Annotated in this window: 13 protein-coding genes and 4 pseudogenes; 5 read left to right on the top strand and 12 right to left on the bottom strand. The window is 73.5% G+C overall.

Annotation, left to right across the window (positions count from 1 at the left end):
* Positions 1 to 120 precede the first annotated feature (120 nt).
* The gene (locus tag DEJ15_RS14875) at positions 121 to 1,014 is read left to right on the top strand and encodes a D-arabinono-1,4-lactone oxidase (RefSeq protein WP_284175198.1); all 894 of its coding nucleotides are present in this window, start codon (positions 121 to 123) and stop codon (positions 1,012 to 1,014) included.
* Positions 1,015 to 1,409: 395 nt separating this feature from the next.
* A complete protein-coding gene (locus DEJ15_RS14870) occupies positions 1,410 to 2,267 on the top strand; it encodes a cation-transporting ATPase (protein ID WP_110824769.1) in 858 nt (285 codons plus the stop codon).
* 64 nt (positions 2,268 to 2,331) lie between these two features.
* Here DEJ15_RS14870 and DEJ15_RS14865 read toward each other — a convergent pair whose 3' ends face one another.
* The 3 genes from DEJ15_RS14865 to DEJ15_RS14855 form a co-directional block, all read right to left on the bottom strand.
* Positions 2,332 to 3,660 (bottom strand): GNAT family N-acetyltransferase, encoded by a 1,329-nt coding sequence (locus DEJ15_RS14865; protein ID WP_110824768.1) that lies wholly within the window; start codon positions 3,658 to 3,660, stop codon positions 2,332 to 2,334.
* Positions 3,661 to 3,670: 10 nt separating this feature from the next.
* Positions 3,671 to 4,921, bottom strand: a complete 1,251-nt coding sequence (locus DEJ15_RS14860; protein WP_284175197.1) for a cryptochrome/photolyase family protein — start codon at positions 4,919 to 4,921, stop codon at positions 3,671 to 3,673.
* 303 nt (positions 4,922 to 5,224) lie between these two features.
* Complete coding sequence (locus tag DEJ15_RS14855; protein ID WP_284175196.1) at positions 5,225 to 5,800, bottom strand: hypothetical protein; 576 nt, start codon at positions 5,798 to 5,800, stop codon at positions 5,225 to 5,227.
* Positions 5,801 to 5,853: 53 nt separating this feature from the next.
* On the opposite strand from DEJ15_RS14855, the gene DEJ15_RS14850 reads away from it, so the two are divergent.
* Both DEJ15_RS14850 and DEJ15_RS14845 read left to right on the top strand, forming a co-directional pair.
* Positions 5,854 to 7,473 carry a Mur ligase family protein gene (locus DEJ15_RS14850; protein WP_284175195.1) on the top strand — a complete coding sequence of 540 codons (1,620 nt, stop codon included), beginning with the start codon at positions 5,854 to 5,856 and terminating at the stop codon, positions 7,471 to 7,473.
* The gene (locus DEJ15_RS14845) at positions 7,449 to 7,586 is read left to right on the top strand and encodes a hypothetical protein (RefSeq protein WP_284175194.1); all 138 of its coding nucleotides are present in this window, start codon (positions 7,449 to 7,451) and stop codon (positions 7,584 to 7,586) included. Before DEJ15_RS14850 ends, DEJ15_RS14845 begins: the two co-directional genes overlap by 25 nt.
* Here DEJ15_RS14845 and DEJ15_RS14840 read toward each other — a convergent pair.
* The 4 genes from DEJ15_RS14840 to DEJ15_RS14825 form a co-directional block, all read right to left on the bottom strand.
* On the bottom strand, positions 7,553 to 8,248 hold the full coding sequence (locus tag DEJ15_RS14840) for a signal peptidase I (protein WP_110824861.1): 696 nt from the start codon (positions 8,246 to 8,248) through the stop codon (positions 7,553 to 7,555). The genes DEJ15_RS14845 and DEJ15_RS14840 overlap by 34 nt on opposite strands.
* A 112-nt stretch (positions 8,249 to 8,360) precedes the next feature.
* On the bottom strand, positions 8,361 to 9,125 hold the full coding sequence (locus DEJ15_RS14835) for a hypothetical protein (RefSeq protein WP_284175193.1): 765 nt from the start codon (positions 9,123 to 9,125) through the stop codon (positions 8,361 to 8,363).
* Positions 9,122 to 9,718 carry a TasA family protein gene (locus DEJ15_RS14830; RefSeq protein WP_110824765.1) on the bottom strand — a complete coding sequence of 199 codons (597 nt, stop codon included), beginning with the start codon at positions 9,716 to 9,718 and terminating at the stop codon, positions 9,122 to 9,124. Before DEJ15_RS14830 ends, DEJ15_RS14835 begins: the two co-directional genes overlap by 4 nt.
* Before the next feature lie 113 nt (positions 9,719 to 9,831).
* On the bottom strand, positions 9,832 to 10,380 hold the full coding sequence (locus DEJ15_RS14825; RefSeq protein ID WP_110824764.1) for an alternate-type signal peptide domain-containing protein: 549 nt from the start codon (positions 10,378 to 10,380) through the stop codon (positions 9,832 to 9,834).
* Positions 10,381 to 10,696: 316 nt separating this feature from the next.
* Here DEJ15_RS14825 and pnuC point away from each other — a divergent pair.
* Positions 10,697 to 11,363 (top strand): annotated as a pseudogene (gene pnuC, locus DEJ15_RS14820) (nicotinamide riboside transporter PnuC).
* 44 nt (positions 11,364 to 11,407) lie between these two features.
* Here the strand turns inward: pnuC and DEJ15_RS14815 are convergent.
* From DEJ15_RS14815 to DEJ15_RS19725, 5 genes and pseudogenes are all read right to left on the bottom strand, one after another.
* A complete protein-coding gene (locus DEJ15_RS14815) occupies positions 11,408 to 11,563 on the bottom strand; it encodes a hypothetical protein (RefSeq protein ID WP_284175192.1) in 156 nt (51 codons plus the stop codon).
* Positions 11,564 to 11,666: 103 nt separating this feature from the next.
* A pseudogene (locus DEJ15_RS18860) lies at positions 11,667 to 12,437 on the bottom strand (ABC transporter permease); the annotation flags it as partial.
* Positions 12,438 to 13,059: 622 nt separating this feature from the next.
* Positions 13,060 to 13,539: pseudogene (locus tag DEJ15_RS18855) on the bottom strand (ABC transporter ATP-binding protein); the annotation flags it as partial.
* Between the two features lie 177 nt (positions 13,540 to 13,716).
* Positions 13,717 to 14,931 carry an alpha-amylase family glycosyl hydrolase gene (locus DEJ15_RS14790; RefSeq protein ID WP_502866115.1) on the bottom strand — a complete coding sequence of 405 codons (1,215 nt, stop codon included), beginning with the start codon at positions 14,929 to 14,931 and terminating at the stop codon, positions 13,717 to 13,719.
* Between the two features lie 137 nt (positions 14,932 to 15,068).
* Positions 15,069 to 15,287, bottom strand: a pseudogene (locus DEJ15_RS19725) (alpha-amylase family glycosyl hydrolase); the annotation flags it as partial.
* Positions 15,288 to 15,298 lie beyond the last annotated feature (11 nt).

Raw genomic sequence — 15,298 nt, 5'->3', positions numbered from 1 at the left:
AGTCGGTCGTCGGGGTCGAGATCGTGCGGGCCTCCGGGGAGGTCGAGCTCGTCGGCGCGGACGACCCCCCGGCTCGACGCGCACCGGGTCGCGCTCGGCGCACTCGGCGTCGTCGTCGCGGTGCACCTCGCCGTCGAACCGAGCTACCGCGTCGCCCAGACGGTGCACACCGGCCTCGGGTGGGACGTCGTCGACGCGCAGTTCGAGCAGATCATGTCGGCCGGGTACAGCGTCAGCATGTTCACCGGGTACACCGCCGACGGCGTCCGCCAGATCTGGACGAAGCGGCGCGAGGACCGGGACGACGCGGTCATCGACCTCGCCGCGCTCGGGGCCGTCGCCGGCGCCGAACCGATCCACCCCGTACCGGGCAGCGAGACCGCGGGCGTCACCGAACAGGGCGGCGTGCCCGGACCCTGGCACGAGCGGCTCCCGCACTTCCGGTCGTCGTTCACGCCGTCCGCCGGCGAGGAGATCCAGGCGGAGTACATGGTCGCCGCCACGGACGCCGTCCCCGCGATCCAGGCCCTGCGCGAGATCGGCGAGGCCATCGCACCGGTGCTCTTCGTCTCCGAGATCCGACGCATCGCGGCGGACGACGCCTGGCTCGCGCCGAGCTCGGGACAGGACTCGGTCGCGTTCCACTTCACCTTCCGTCGGCAGACCGAGGACGTGGCCGTCGCGCTGCCCCTCATCGAGAACGCCCTCGCGCCCTTCGCTCCCCGTCCGCACTGGGGGGAAGGTCACCGCGGCGACGCCGGAGCGGCTGCACCAGGTCTACCCGCAGCTCGGGGCGTTCGCGGCACTCGCGCGGGACCTCGACCCGCAGGGCCGGTTCCGCAACCCGTTCCTGGACCGCGTGCTCGGCTGACGCGCGCGGCGCAGTGGACCGGAGCGCCCCGCACCGCTGGATGCGGCGCGGGGCGCCCGTGTCACTGGCCCGTGCGGCGCAGGTCGAGCAGGAACCGGGCGAGAGTCACGAGCAAACTCGCGATCCCCAACCACGGGACCTGACGCCTGGGCCGGCGTTCGGTGTCTTGCGACATCGAGTACCTCCTGGTGTCATCGCCGGCGGACACGAGGAGCGTGAGCCAGGGGTGTGCCGCCGAGCGGGCTCGGCTACACTCTTCCCGAGTGCTGAACTCGGGGAACGGTGTCTTCCCCTGGCCCTCCACTCGGAGAGCGAACCGAAGCCCGGGACTGTTTGCCCAGTCCCGGGCTTCACTCGTCCGCCCTGAACGCGCTCCGGCGGTCGCGCGCTCGCCGTTCAGCCTAACGGCCTGATACACGTATTCCAGTTGCGCGTTGCCGCTGCGTCGCCGCCGCTCACAGGGGATGCCGGGGGGAGTGCACCGGCAGCGCACCGGTGCACTGCCGCGTGCGCACATGTGAGGACGCAAAGGTCAGGTATGGCGAACCTGAACCGCATCCTCGGCATGGCCTCGAAGGTCATCGACAAGCAACTCCAGAAGCGCTCCGGCCAGCCCGGTGCCGGGAACCAGGGCGGTGCGCAGCAGCCGGGCGGCATGCAGCAGTACCGGCAGCCCGGTCGATTGGGTGGCACCGACTGGCGCGGCCTGGTCCGGACGGCCGCGGACAGGTTGACCGGTGACGACCGGAGCGGCCACGACTCCGCGCGGCAGCCGCAGCAGCCGACCGGACAGCAGCCGTACGGGCAGCCGACCGGTGGGCGACCCGCACGCACGCCCGCGACCGATGCCGACCGTGTGGCGATCGCGAAGTACGACTACCTGCTGAAGACCGCGGACCCCGAGCGTCTGGAGCAGGCGCACCACGACGCGTTCGCTCGCCTGACCCCGGAGCAGCGACAGCAGGTGCTCCAGCGACTCAACGCCGAGGTCCCGCAGCACGACCGGTCGACCGATGCGTCCCCGGCCGGCTTGGCGAGGGCCGCGACCCGGGGCGAGACGAGCCGTCCGGGGACGATGCGGAAGGTCCTCGCCGGCACCGCGATCGGTGGCGGAGCACTCGCGGTCGGCGGACTCGCGGTGGCGGTCGCGGGCGGCGCGGTCCTCAGCGCGGCAGCGGGACCGGTGCTCGCGCAGGCGGCTGACCTCGGCGTCGACTTCGAGGGCGTCGCGTCCGGCCTGGGCGACACCGTGAGCGGTGGGCTCAGTGACCTCGGCGGTGGCGTCGAGGGTGTCGCCGCACAGGGTGAGCAGGCACTCGGCGGGCTCGGCGACCAGGTCGGGAACCTCGGCGAGGGCTTCCAGTGGCCCGGGATCGGCGACTTCTTCGACCGCTGAGCCGGTCTGGAGGTCGCCCCCCCTGGTCCGTCGTCGGCGTGCGCCCCGACGGACCAGGCCGGCCTCAGAAGTACGTGATCCCGTGCGGCGTGCGCGGCGGGGTCAGCATCGACCGCAGCAGGGTCGGGGCGGCCTCGTCGGCGGCGAGCAGCAGCCCGGCGGCCGCCAGGGTCTGCGGCGACACCGACCCGATGAGCACCGCTCCGAGGTCGGCGACGTCGAGCGCGATGTCGGAGCCGGCCGCGTCGGCGTCGTCGGCCAGTCGGGTGACGGTGCCACAGGCCTCCCGGACGTCGAGCCGGTACGTGCCGGACGCGTGGCCGAGCGCATCCGTGACGGCGAGCGTGAGCGATCCGTCGACCGCGTACGGGCGGGACTCGAGCACGGCGGCGACGTCCAGGACGCGGAGCCAGACGTGGTCCTCCTCGTGGTCGACGTCGAACGCGCGGTTGTCGGCGACGGCGGCGACGATCGGGTCGTCCAGACGCGAGCGGTCGTAGACGACCACGTCGTTCAGGTCGATCGAGAGCAGGAACTCCCACAGCGACAGGTAGGCCTCGTCGGTCACGTAGACGAGGTCGACGACCTCGACGCGGGTGTCCTCACCGGTCTTGCCCTCGACGACGCGCCAGGTGACGTAGCCGTCGACCTCGTCCGAGCCGTCGGGGCGGTGCACGGCGGCGCGGACGTCCTTCGCCTTCTGGCCGTCGCGGCCGATCTCCCCGAACACGATCGGCCACGTGCCGGTGTTGCGGACCATCGAGCCCGGTGTGCGGGCGTGGAACCGGGCGAAGACCTCCTGGCCGACGCCGTCCGCGAGCCACTGCGGCGGGACCACCGCGACCGTGCCGGTGGTCGGGGCGAGGAAGGGGAGCGCGCGGGCGCGGCGGACACGGACCGCACGCTCGCGGATGGCGCAGCCGAACCCGAAGCGGCGGTAGATCGTGCCCTCGGACGCCGTGAGGGACGCCATCGCGTACCCCTCGGCGACACCGCGCTCGAGCGCGTGCGTCATCATCCGCCGGAGGATCCCGCGCCGACGCTCGGTCGGGCGGACGGTCACCGCGGACACCGCCTGCGTGTCGATCGCGGTCCCGTCACCCCAGCTGAGCGCCTTCCGGAACCACGTGAACGTGCCAGCGGGCCAGGTCTCGTCGACCGACCCCGACGCTGGCTGTCGGACGTACACCCCGAGGAAGGTCTCCTGGTCGGCGATCATGTGCGCCGCCATGCGGGCTGCCGCTTCGTCGGTCTCGGTCGGCTCGTGGAAGCCGAGGCCGACGGCGTCCATCCACGGCTTCGTCCTGCTGTCCGGAGCTCCCTGGTCGTCGGTCCCCGGGTGGAACTCCCGGAGCTCGTAGCGGTCGGCGGACGCGTCGTTGATCGATCCCACGTGGCCGACCCTACCGGCGTCCGGTGGCGGTCGTCAGGGCATCCGGCGGGCGGCCTCCTGGGCGACGACCCGGTCGCGGTCCGGCATCGCGCGCATCTGCTGCAGCGGCCGCTGCATGCGCGGGTTCCGGCGGAGCTCCGGCTCGGCGCGGTCCAGGAAGGCCCAGTACCCGGCGGTGAACGGGCACGCGTCGGGGCCCAGACGCCGGGTCGGGTCGAACCGGCAGCCCCCCGCAGTGGTCGGTCATCCGGTCGATGTAGCGGCCGCCGGCGGCGTAGGGCTTCGTCGCCACGACCCCGCCGTCGGCGTGCTGGGACATCCCGATGACGTTCGCCGGCATCACCCAGTCGGTACCGTCGACGAACACGTCGGTGAACCACCCGGTCAGCGCGACCGGGTCGTAGCCGCGCTGCAGCGCCCAGTTGCCGAGGACCATGAGCCGTTGGATGTGGTGCACCCAGCCGTGGTCGCGGAGGTCGTCGAGGGCGACGGTGAGACAGACCGCGTCCACCTCGGTCGCGTCCAGCTCCCGCCACCAGGCCGGGAGGCCCCTTCCGGCTCCGACGGCCGGCCCGCGCCCGGCGCGCTCCGGCTCCGGGGCGGACGGTCGCGCTCCGAGGGCTCCGGCGTCGCTGCCGTAGTCGTCCCCGAGCCACCAGTACAGGTGCCAGACGTAGTCGCGCCAGCCGGCGATCTGGCGGACGAACCCCTCGACGCTCGCCAGCGGGGCCGCACCCTGCTCGTGCGCCCGGAGTGCCGCACCGATGGCATCGCGCGGGTCGAGCACGCCGAGGTTGAGCGGCACGCTGAGCAGGGAGTGCGCCATCGTCCGGTCGTTCGTCAGCACGGCGTCCTCGTACGGGCCGAAGTCCCCGAGCCGGACCGCGACGAAGTCGTCGAGCGCGGCCTGCGCCTCGTCGGCCGTGACCGCGAACCGCCGTCGGTCGTCACGCCCGACGAAGCGCACGAGTCCGTCGCGCTCCCAGCGGTCCAGGTCGGCCCGGACCTCCTCGTCGACCTCGTCCTCGGTCGGCGACCACGGCTCGGGCAGGCCGAGGGTCGTGGCCCCACGTGGCGGTGGCTGCCGGTTCTGCGCGTCGAGGCTGAACGCGCCGCCGAGGGGCGCGTCGTGCCGCATCAACCAGCCCTCGCGGCGCCGGACCCGCTCGTAGTGGGTCTCCATGACGAAACGTCCGCCCTGGTCGGCTGCCCATGCGGCGAAGTCGTCCTCGTCGGTGACGAACCCGCGGCTCGGGAGCACGACGGTGTCGTGGCCGTGCTGCCGGACCTCCCCCGCGCAGGACGCGCGACGGCGGGTCGACCACCTCGAGCGCGTGCTGACCGACCAGGGCGTCGCGGAGTCGCTCCACCTGGACGTGCTCGGCCCGGTCGCCGAGGTCCCGGACGCGGTGCCGCAGGGCGCTGAGCCACAGGTGCGCCTTCGTCCGGCGGACGGGGCGGGCGGTCAGGAACTCGCGCGCCTCGACGACCACCGTGCGCCCGCCGTCGTCGAAGAGGGGACCGTACTGTCCGGGCAGGACCAGGCGGCGGCGCGGGGTGTCGGTCACGCCGGGGACGCTACGCGGGACACCCGACACCGACACCGCCGCTCAGTCGGTCGCGCCGCGGGGTGGGTCGACGAGCAGGGCGACGCGGTCGTCGAGGTAGGCGGCGAGCGGCACGTCGGTGCCCGCCGTCGCCGACCAGCGGACCCGGGGGGGTGCCGTCGCGGACGAACAGCGTGCCGTTGCCGTCGACCAGGGAGTCGTCGAGGGGGGATCGGCGTCGCGCCGTGGTTCACGGTGTCGCCCGGGGCGAAGTGCCCCTTCGCCGCGGCTGCCCGGTAGGCACGGCGGACCTCGGCGGACACGGACACGAACTGCGCGCGGCCGGCCTCGGTGACCCGGGTGATGGACCCGGTCGACCACACCCGCCCGGCCGTCTCGGGCGAGGAGCCGAGCAGCAGCGCCCCGACGCGCCAGACCCGGCCGAGCGAGCGGATCGTCGGGTCACGTCGGATCCCGAGCACCGGCTTCGGCTCGACGTACTCCCCGAGCGCCTCGTCCCGGGTACCGGCCGCACCGAGTCGGTCCGCCGCCCCGGCGAGCAGCACCCGCGCCCGTTCCACCCCGTCCCTCACCCGCCAGAGCCTAGACGCGGCAGGATGGTCGAGCGGTCGGGGTACGAGCAGCTGTGGTCGCGCTCGGTTCGCTGGGGTTCACTGGTGGTCCGGTCCGATCCCGGCCTGTCGCCGCAGCTGCGTCACCGACGACGCGACCGGGCGGTCGGCACCCTGGCCACCGCCACCACGACGTCCGTCGCACCGATGCTCGTCGACCCCGACGACCATCGCTCCTGCCGAGGAGGACACCGTGCCGCACGCCTTCGACCCCCCAGCGCTCCCGGCCGGTCGCGCTCGCCGACGTCGCCGCGGCGGCCGGCGCGGGACCGCTGACCGGGGCAGCCGCACGGACCGTCGTCACGGGCGCCGCGGTCGCCACCGCGGACCTCCTGCCCGGCTGGCTCTTCGTCGCGGTGCCGGGTCGTCGTGGCCACGGCTCCCGGCACGTCGACGCGGCCCGTGCCGCCGGAGCGGTCGCGGTCCTCACGGACGACGCCGGGGCGCGTGACGCTGCGCTCGCGGGGCTGCCGACCGTCGTCGTCCCGGACCCGCGCGCGGTCCTCGGTGCGGTCGCCCGGGTGGTGTCGGGCACCGCCGACCTCGGGTTCCCGCTGTTCGGTGTCACCGGGACCAACGGCAAGACGTCGACCGTGTCGATCCTCGACGCGGTCATGCAGCGCCTCGGGTGGACCACCGCCATGACCTCCACCGCAGAGCGCCGCATCGCCGACGAGGTCGTCGCCAGCCGGTTGACGACGCCGGAGGCCACGGAACTCCACGCGTTCCTCGCGCGTGCCCGTGAACGCCGCGTCGACGGAGCCGCGGTCGAGGTCAGCGCACAGGGGCTCACGCGCCACCGCGTCGACGGCGTGTGGTTCGACGTCGCCGGGTTCACGAACCTCAGCCACGACCACCTCGACGACTACGTGGACATGGACGACTACCTCCGCGCGAAGGTGCAGCTGTTCCAGCCCGACCGGGCCGGACGCGGCGTCGTGTCGCTCGACTCGGCCGCCGGTCGCGCCGTCGTCCGGGCGAGCGGGATCCCGGTCGAGACGGTCACGAGCGACCCGGGCACGTCCGCGGACTGGCGGGTCACGGTCCTGGAACAACGCCCCGACGGCACCCGCTTCCGGATCGACGGCCCGGGCGTGCACGTGAGCACCGAGGTGCCGTTGCTCGGTCGTCACATGGCCGCGAACGTCGGGTTGGCGGTCGCGATGCTCCGCGCCGGCGGTGTCCCCGCGGACGACCTGGTCGCGGCGGTCGACGGCGGGCTCGACGTCGTCGTGCCGGGGCGGATGGCCGATGCGTCGAGTGCGACGGGTCCGCGCGTGTTCGTCGACTTCGCGCACACCCCGGACGCGTTCGCGAAGAGCCTCGCGGCGATCCGTGCGTTCGCCAGCGGCCCCGTGGCGATCGTCCTCGGCGCGGACGGCGACCGCGACCCGAGCAAGCGCGGTCCGATGGGTGCGGTGGCGGCGACGATGGCGGACCTCGTGGTCGTCGCGGACCACCACCCGCGGTTCGAGGACCCGGACGGCATCCGGGCCGCGGTCCTCGACGGTGCCCGGCGGTCCGGGGGGGACTGCCACGGTCGTGGAACTGGCGGACCCGGCGCAGGCGATCCGCCACGCCCTCGCCGCGGTGGGGGGAGGACGGTGTCGTGTACTGGGCCGGTCCGGGGCTGACCGACTACCGGGACGTCCGCGGCGTGCACGTGCCGTACTCGTCCTTCCGGGACGCGCAGGCTGCACTCGCAGAGGCCGGTCACCCGGCGCGGGAGGCCGTCTCCGCCGTCTGACCGTCGCGGGCGACGTGGTCACGGCCCGCCCGACGACGTTCCGCCCGGCGCCGACGGCGGCGCACGGCGGAGACCGTGCCGATGGTGATCATCACGACGCCGTAGGTGAGCAGCAGGCCGGCGAGCGTCGGCAGCAGCCACGTCCGGGACCCGTTCACCACCTGGTTGACCGCGCCGAGCCCGGGCACGCTGTACCAGACTGAGCCGCGGACCTGCGCCGGGATCACGGGGTCGGCGTCGGCCTCGGCGTTCGCGTCGCCGCGGAACACGAACGTCCGGGAGCCGTCCGAGGACGCACCGATCGCGACGACCCGGTGCGTGACCACCTCGGGCCGCCCGGAGACGAGCTGGTAGGTGACGACGTCCCCGACCCGGATGTCCTCGGGTGCGACCGGACGGACGACGACGAGCGTCCCCGGCGGCAGGGTCGGCTCCATCGACTGTGTCAGGACGGAGAGCGGCACCGAGCCGGTGGCCTTCGGGAGCACGACGAGCACGACGGCCAGCGCCGCCACGAGCAGGACCAGCCCGGTGCTCAGACCGAGTCCGACCGCGCGGAGGAGTGCCGGGAAGCCGGTCGGGACACGACGGACGGCGGGGCGGGCGGCGTGGCGGGGCCGGGTCGCGCCTCCGGCCCGGGTGCCGCTGCTGATCGCGGTCATGCGCCGCACCGGATGGCGGGGCCGTCCTGCTGCGTGAACAGGGTCACCGGCCCGGAACCGGCGATGTCGTCGGTCGGCTGCCCGGCGTCGTCGAGGACGCGGACGTCCACGGTCACGGGCCCGGCGGGGGGTGCCCGGCGGGAGGTCCACCGGAGCGATCTGGAGGGTTCCGTGGTAGCCCTGGTCGGACGCGCCGACCCGCTTCTCGCCCACGTAGGCGGCGTAGTAGGTGGCGTCCGGCCGGGTACCGCGGGCCCAGGCCACGTCGACGTAGTTGCCGTCGTGGTCCGTGCAGGTGAACGCGGGGAGGCCGTTGCCCGTGTTGAGGTACAGCCCGCCCGACACGGTGGCGGAAACCCAACTCCCGTTCGCCGTCGTCAGTTCGAGGTGCACGTCCGTGGTCGCCTGCGGGGGGTGCGTCGGCCCGGACAGTCGACCGGATGCACCACACGGCATCGGCCCGCGGCCCGAGGTGGGACACCAGGCTCGGGAGCGCGGCCCAGGTCCCTCGGACGGCACCGCTGCCGACGTCCCCGGTCGCGGTGCACCCGTCGGCCGACGGGACGGGCCACGCCACGACGTCGACGGCCTGGGCGAGGGCGACCGACCCGGCGGCGACCAGGACGCGCGTCGCGGTCGTGCCCGCGATGTTCCCGGTGTTCCGCAGGGTGACCGGGCGGGTGGCGGTCGGGTCGGCGGAGGTGAAGGTGGTCGTGATGGCCTCGGTGCCCGTGATGCCCGCGACCACCTTGCCGTTCGTGACGCTCGACGCGGTGGTCCCGGTCGCGGTCCACAGCGCCCAGGCGACGGAGGAGCCACCGCCGACGAACGCGGCGACGAGCACCACGGCGAGCAGGACCCGGAGGCGGCCGTTCACCCTGCCACCTGCGTCCCCGTGACCGTCAGGGTGAAGTCGGTGACGGCACCTGAGACGGTCTGCGGCGCGTCCGCGTCGAGGACCACCTCGACGCAGGCCGTGCCCGTGACCCCGACCGGCAGCGTGTAGTAGCCGCTCCCGGTGTCGAACGCGGTCGGGCGGGCACTGTAGCCGCCGAGCCCGGCCCGGCAGTCGGACGCCCGCGCGACCGCGGCGAGACGCACGGTGAGCTCGTCGAGCACGGCGGCGTCGGGGACGGAGGGGACGTAGGCCACCTTCGTCCCGGTCAGCGCGAGCCGGATGGAGAGCGGGACGGTGCCGGTGTTCCGGACGGTGAACGTCCCCGTCGTGCTCGTCCCCGGCGCGAGCGGTGCCGCGTCCGTGACGCGCATCGCCGTGACGGCGAGGGTCGCCGTGCCCGACCGGATCGTGACCGCGTCGGTCTCGGCGGAGCTGTTCCACAGGGCGTAGGTGCTGCCACTGCCCATGACAGCAGCGCTCACGGCGGCGGCGAGAGCGATCCCGAGGGTCCAGACCCAGCGCCGACGACGGGGCGCGCGGTGGCGTCCCGTCGTCGGTGTGGTCCTCGTCATGGTCGTCCCCCCTGGACGTCGCGGTCCTCGTGGTGCGACGGACGACGGGCGGGTGAGGGGCCCGCCGTCCGCCGTGTCCGGGTCGCCGTCCGTTCCCGGGCGGCGTCGGTGCGTCAGGAACCGATGGCGGTCTGGGTGAGCGTGAACGCGAGCGCGCCGACGTCCACGGTGCCGCCCTGGCCGGTGGTCGCGGACTCGGGCAGGCTGATCGTGAAGACGACCTGCACGGTCGACCGGGCCTGGGACGGCGTGACCTCGAAGGCCGTGTCGGAGGTCCTGCGGAGCGCGGTGCTCGTCGAGGTGACCTCGAGGTGCTGGGTGCTCGCGTCGATGAGCTCCTGGTCGCCGGTGATGCTCTGCGGCGCGTAGGTGAGGAGGGCGCGGAGGTCCGTGCCGGTCGCGCCGACCACGAGGGTCTGCGTGAAGCGGTAGGTGTTGCCCGGGACCATGAGCACCTGCGTCGGGTCGATGGACGCGGACCTCCCGTTCGTGATGTCGGTCCAGGAGCCGTCGTCGTCCGCCGTCAGGGTGAAGGTGCCGGAGCTCACCCCGGTCGCGGCACTGCTGGCCTGCGCGTTCCACAGGGCGAAGGAACCCGCTCCGCCGAGGAGGAGGGCGACGCCGGCGGCGCTCGCGATGGTGCCGGTCACGATCTTGTGCATGGTTCTTCCGTTCCTGCGCGGGCAGCGCTGTTGGCGTCATGGACTTCGGGAGAGCCCGACGGGACGGCTGTCATCGACCCCTGCGTGCAGGGGGGCGCGGCTGACCGGTGCCGGAGGACGGCCGGTGCCCAGGAGTGAGGGAAACTCGGGCTCGGTCGTCCTGTGGTCGAACCTACCCGGTCCCCCCATACTGCGGACAGGGCACTATGCGTTTGCATCGGCCCCAGTTCGGGGGGCGGAGCTCCTGCCGCGCGCGTCGGCCCCGGAATGCACACCGGATCCTTGCAGTTGCATCGACCGGATCGAGGAGGGTCACATGGGCTTCGTGCGGTGGTTGTTCGACGCACAACTCGTCATCGGCGACCAGACGGTGCTGTGGCGCGAGGTCATCGGCAACGCGTTCGGGTTGCTCAGCGCCCTCGGCGGCATGCGACGCCGGGTCTGGGCCTGGCCCGTCGGGATCGCCGGCAACGCCCTCCTCTTCACGGTCTTCATGGGGGGCGCTCTTCGACACGCCCAACCCCGTCAACCTGCTCGGCCAGGCCGGTCGGCAGGTGATGTTCATCCTGGTCAGCGTGTACGGCTGGTACCGCTGGACCCACCGGGCCGACGACACCGCGACCGTGCTCGAGCCGCACTGGGCCTCCTGGCGGTCCCGCGCACTCCTCGTCGTCGGCCTGGTCGGCGGCACGGCCCTGCTGACCCCGGTCTTCCGCGCCCTGGGGTCCTACGAGCCGGTGTGGAGCGACGCCTGGATCTTCGTCGGGTCCCTCCTCGCCACCTACGGCATGGCGAAGGGGTGGGTGGAGTTCTGGCTCATCTGGGTGGCCGTCGACCTGGTCGGCGTGCCCCTGCTGTTCTCGGCCGGGTACTACGCCTCGGGCCTCATGTACGTCGTCTACGGCGCGTTCACGCTGGCCGGCTTCTTCGTCTGGATGCAGCAGCGCCGCAGGCCGTCGGCGGCACCGGTCACCGTCGGCTGACCCACCGACGGCCGACTGGCTGCCCGCCCGCCTGGGGCCTCCCGTCAGCGGGAGCGCGGCAGCGTGCGCGTCCGGCGCCACCCGGCGATCTGCTGCAGCGTCACCTTCGACCCGTACTGCGCGACCGAGTGCCGGAACAGGTACTCGGCGAACCAGAGCAGCAGACCCGCGACGACGAACACCTCGACGATGCACACCACCGTCTCGAGGACGGAGAGCGAGCCGACCGCGTTCCGCACCATCGCCGTCACCGGGGTGAACGTCGGGAAGTACGTGAAGAACGCGGCGATCGGCGACGCGGGGGGTCGTCGTGACGAAGAACGCGGCGTACAGCGGGATGATCACCGCGAAGAGCGCCGCGGACTGCAGCGTGGAGGCGTCCTTGATCGTGGGGACCGACGCGCCGACGGCGACGAACAGTGCGGACGCCAGCAGCACCCCGCCGACCAGGAGGAGCGCCCCGGCCACCATCCGCCACGGGTCGACCGCGAGGGCGCCGACCCGTCCCGCGACGAGCGGTAGGACCACGGCCAGCGAGAGCAGGCCCGGAACCAGGAACACCCCGACCTGCACGAGTCCGACCAGGAGCATCGCGAGGACCTTGCCGCGGATGAGCGTGCCGGCCGTGACGGTCGTCAGGATCATCTCGGAGATCCGGTTCTCCTTCTCCTCCACCACGACGGTCACCATCCGGGCGGCGAGCAGGACCACGAGCCCGAAGAACGCGGCGACGTAGAGCAGCGGCGGCACGACCGACAGCCAGCCCGGCGCGACACGACCGTCGGCGTAGGTCGTGACGTCGGTGGTCGGTGGCGACCGGAGGATGCGGACGGCCTCAGCGTCGTCGACCCCGGCGGCGACGCTCTGTTCGAGCACCCGTTGCGCGAGCGCCGAGTAGCCGTTGTTCGCGAACAGCCCGCGGTCGGCCCCGAGGACGGTGACCGGGGACGTGGACGGCTTCGCGGGGAACTCGATGAAGGCGTCGAGGTGTCCGGTCCGCACCGCCGCGCGGTCGGCCGCCGGGTCCTCGGACGGCGACCCGCCCCACCTCGCGGCGATCGGTTCCGAGACCAGTCCGGAGTGGTCGACGTAGTGGAAGGGCGTCCTCGCCGCGGAGCCGCTCGAGACCGCCGAGTCGGTGCCGGCCGCCTGCCCGATGCCGACGAGCAGCGAGACGACGATGACGACGAGGGGGGAGCGCGAGCGTGCCGATCCAGAACGCGGGCTTCTTCACCGCCCGCACGAACTCGAACCGGACGACGGTGCCGAGGCGGCTCACCGTGCTGCTCCGACCGGGGCGGCGTCGGTCGCCGCGTCGTGGCCGTACAGCTGCACGAAGATCTCCTCGAGGGGGGATGCGGCGCATCGCGAACGCGGTGACGTGCACGCCGGCCCCGACGAGCTCGGCGAGGATGTCGGACCCGTCGCGGGCCGAGGCCGCGGTGGGCACCAGGTGGGCGACGTGCCCCTCGTGCCGGGCGAGTCGGTACAGGTCCGACGCGGGCACGGAGCCGGTCAGCCCGACCTGCGCGATCGCGCCGCCGAACGCGTCCTGCACCTCGGGGATGGTGCCGTACGCGGCGGCGACGCCGTCCTTGAGGAGGAGGATCCGGTCGCAGAGCCGTTCGACCTCGTCCATCTGGTGCGTGACGAGGACGACGGTCGCGCCGTCGGCCTTCCGCTCGGCCACGAGGTCGAGCAGCAGCCGTCGGTTCACCGGGTCGAGACCCTTCGTCGGCTCGTCGAGGATGAGCAGTCGCGGGCGGTCCATGATCGTGATGCCGAGCTGCACCTTCTGCTGCTGGCCGCCGGAGAGCTTGTCGATCCGGACCTTCGCCTTGTCCGCGAGCCCGACGCGCTCCAGGTACTCGGTCGACCACCGCGTCGCCGGACCCCTGGGCATGCCGCGGAGCGCTGCGAAGTACGTCATCACGTCGATGACGGTCTCCTTGCGGTAGAGCCCACGCTCCTCGGGCAGGTACCCGATGCCGCCGGTGGCCGGTCGGTACGCCCCGCCGTCGATGGTCAGTGTGCCGGAGGTGGGAGCCGTGATGCCGAGGAGGGCGCGGATCGTCGTGGTCTTGCCCGAGCCGTTGCTGCCGAGCAGCCCGAACGTCTCGCCGGGAGCGATGTCGAAGGTGAGACCGTCGACCACGGTCCTGTCCCCGAACCGCATGACGAAGTCACGCACGGTGACGGCTGCTCCGGCCACGCGGCCTCCTCTCGACGTGCCGACCCTACCGAGCCCGTCTGACGGGTCCGGGCGTCGGGGCGACCCAGGACGGACGGGAGGCCCGGCACGCGACGCGCACCGGGCCTCCCGTCCGTCTCCCGGTCCGGTCGTGCCGTCCCGTCAGGGACGCAGCCAGGCGGTCCCGACGCCCGCCAGCACACCGTCCGTCAACGGCGCGCTGGCGAGCAGCAGCTCGCCCTCGGGCAGCCGGAACGGCTCCTCGCCGAAGACCGTGACGCTCGTCCACCCGTTCGGGCGGCGGAACGCCAGGACGTCGTCGCGTCCGGTCTCGACCCACTCGAGGTGCTCCGCGGCCTGCAGCTCGCGGCGCAGCCGGAGCGCCGCGCGGTACAGGTTCAGGGTGGAGTCGGGGTCGGCGTCCTCGGCCTCGACGCTCGACTCCGCGAACCAGGCCGGCTGCGGCAGGTGGGCGCCGCCGGGCCCGAACCCGAAGCTCTCGCCCGTCCGCGTCCACGGGATCGGCACCCGGCAGCCGTCGCGGCCCACGTCGACGCCGGGGTTGCGGAAGTACGCGGGGTCCTGGCGGTCGGCGTCCGGGACGTCGCCGACCTCGTGCAGGCCGAGTTCCTCGCCCTGGTACAGGTACGCGGAGCCGGGGGAGCGCGAGCTCGAGGAGCGTCGCGGCGCGGGCACGACGCAGGCCGAGGCCCCGGTCCAGGTCGTCCTGTGACCCGCCGGCGAGCAGCCAGCCGCTGCCCTGCTTGTCGGTGGAGGGGGGCGTGCGCGGCGTCGCCGCTGCGCGGGGGGCAGCGCGTACCGGGTCGCGTGTCGGACGACGTCGTGGTTCGAGAACACCCACGTCGTCGAGGACCCGGACTGCTCCGCCAGGCCGAGGTTGAACTCGATGACCGACCGGAACTGCCCGGCGTCGAAGTCCGCCTCGAGCAGGTCGAAGTTGAAGGCCTGACCGAGCCCCTCGGCGCTGGCGTAGCGGGCACGCCGGTCCGCCGGCACCCAGGCCTCGGCGACCGCGGTCCGGGCGGGGGTGTACTCCTCGAACACCCGGCGCCACTCGGCGTAGATCTCGTGCACCTCGTCGCGGTCCCAGAGCGGGTGCGTGCCGTCCTTCGGCATCGCGGTGACCTCGGCCCAGGTCGGCAGGTCACCCGCGGGCAGGTCCTTCGCCAGTCCGTGGGCGACGTCGATGCGGAACCCGTCGACCCCGCGGTCCGACCAGAAGCGCAGGGTCCGGAGGAAGTCGTCGCGGACCTCCCGGTTCGTCCAGTCCAGGTCCGGCTGCTCCTTCGCGAAGCTGTGCAGGTACCACTGGCCGTCCCCGACAGGGGTCCACGCCGGGCCGCCGAAGATCGACACCCAGTCGGCGGGGGGCGTCCGCGCCGGACGGGCCGGAGCCGTCGCGGAACACGTACCGTGCCCGGGCGGGGGGAGCCCTTCGGGGACGCGAGCGCCTCGCGGAACCACTCGTGCCGGTCGCTCGTGTGGTTCGGGACGACGTCGACGATCACCCGGATGCCGGCACCGTGCAGCGCCGCGACCATGTCGTCGAAGTCGTCGAGCGTCCCGAGCCGCGGGTCGACGTCCCGGTAGTCGTCCACGTCGTAGCCGCCGTCGGCGAGGGCGGACGGGTAGAAGGGGCTGAGCCAGACGGCCTCGACGCCGAGGGACGCCAGGTACGGCACCCGGTCGGTGACCCCGCGGAGGTCGCCGATGCCGTCACCGT

The sequence above is a fragment of the Curtobacterium sp. MCJR17_043 genome (assembly GCF_003224315.2).
In the GTDB taxonomy this organism is placed as follows: domain Bacteria; phylum Actinomycetota; class Actinomycetes; order Actinomycetales; family Microbacteriaceae; genus Curtobacterium.
The sequence above is the reverse complement of the archived record's forward strand: the minus strand, read 5'-3'. Positions and strand labels throughout refer to the sequence as shown.